2 protein-coding genes are annotated in these 1246 nt (G+C 62.5%); one reads left to right on the top strand and one right to left on the bottom strand.

Annotation, left to right across the window (positions count from 1 at the left end; all coding sequences use genetic code 11):
* A partial coding sequence (locus tag G9C89_RS24875; RefSeq protein ID WP_172153373.1) for an NAD(P)H-dependent oxidoreductase occupies window positions 1-506 on the bottom strand: 506 nt, incomplete at its 3' end.
* 123 nt (window positions 507-629) lie between these two features.
* Here G9C89_RS24875 and G9C89_RS24870 point away from each other — a divergent pair.
* Window positions 630-1246, top strand: a 617-nt coding sequence (locus tag G9C89_RS24870; protein ID WP_172153371.1) for a LysR family transcriptional regulator, incomplete at its 3' end; no start/stop codon positions are given.

The following is a 1246-nucleotide window of genomic DNA, read 5'->3' as shown; positions in this document are numbered from 1 at the left end:
ATGTCGCTGATACCGAGAAAGCGCAGCACCAACAGCAGGTACTCTTCATGGGCCTGGCCGCTGGGCTGGCCGGCGTGAATACCGCCTGCGGTGGAAACAATCACCACCTTCTTGCCGCCTGCCAGGCCCTTGGGGCCATTCTCGTCGTAGGCAAAGGTCTTGCCGGCTACGGCCACGCGGTCGATCCAGGCCTTGAGCTGGGTCGGCACGGTGAAGTTGTACATCGGCGCGCCAATAACGATGGCATCGGCGGTGAGAAATTCGTTGAGGGTGCTTTCAGCCAATTCGACTTCATGCTGCTGCGCCGCATCGCGCAGTTCGGCGGAGGTACCGCCGGCCACCAGGCTGGCGGCGGACAGATGACTCAGCGCATCGCTGGCCAGGTCGCGATAACTGATCTGCGCTTCAGGCTCTGCGGCCAACCAGGCGTCGACCACGGCGCGGCTGAGTTGGCGCGAAGCGGAGGAGTCGCCGAGGATGCTGGAATCGAGGTGCAGTAATTTCATGACAATCTCCAAAATGGGATCGCCCCGCGGCGATCAAGATGCTGGAGATACTACCGATGAAAGCAATGGCGGATTAGTCCGCGTAAATGCGATAGTTCGTCCCACTGATAGGACGATAAGCCCATGCATGACCTCAACGACCTGTTCTACTTCGCCAAAGTGGTGGAAGCCGGCGGCTTCGCCGCAGCCGGGCGTACCCTTGGCATTCCCAAATCACGCCTTTCGCGGCGCATTGCCGAGCTGGAAAACCGTCTCGGCGCGCGCCTGCTGCAACGCACCACACGCAAACTGGCGCTGACCGATATCGGCGAACGCTACCTGCGTCACTGCCAGGCCATGCTGCAGGAGGCCGAACAGGCCGAGGAAACCGTGGCCAGCCTGACCAGCGAGCCACGTGGTCGTCTGCGGGTCAGCGCGCCGGGTGGCATCGCCCTGCTATCGGAGCTGGTGGTGAGCTTTCTGACGGTCTACCCCAAGGTGCAGCTGGAGCTGATTCTGACCAATCGGCGCATCGACCTGCTTAACGAAGGCGTGGACGTCGCCTTGCGCGTGCGCAGCGCCGAGGATGAAGACCCAACGCTGATCAGCCGCCGCTTGCGTCCAGCACAAGCTTTCATGGTGGCCGCACCCGCCTTGCTGCGGGACGCCAAGATCAGCACGCCTGAAGACCTCTCAGCGCTGCCTGCCCTGGGTGCCCTGGAGGCGGACCGCAGAATTCACCTGCGCTTGCAGCATGACAG

The organism is Pseudomonas tumuqii (genome assembly GCF_013184545.1).
Classification (GTDB): Bacteria; Pseudomonadota; Gammaproteobacteria; order Pseudomonadales; family Pseudomonadaceae; genus Aquipseudomonas; species Aquipseudomonas tumuqii.
Note: the sequence above shows the minus strand (reverse complement) of the source record. Positions and strands in the feature narration are given on the sequence as shown.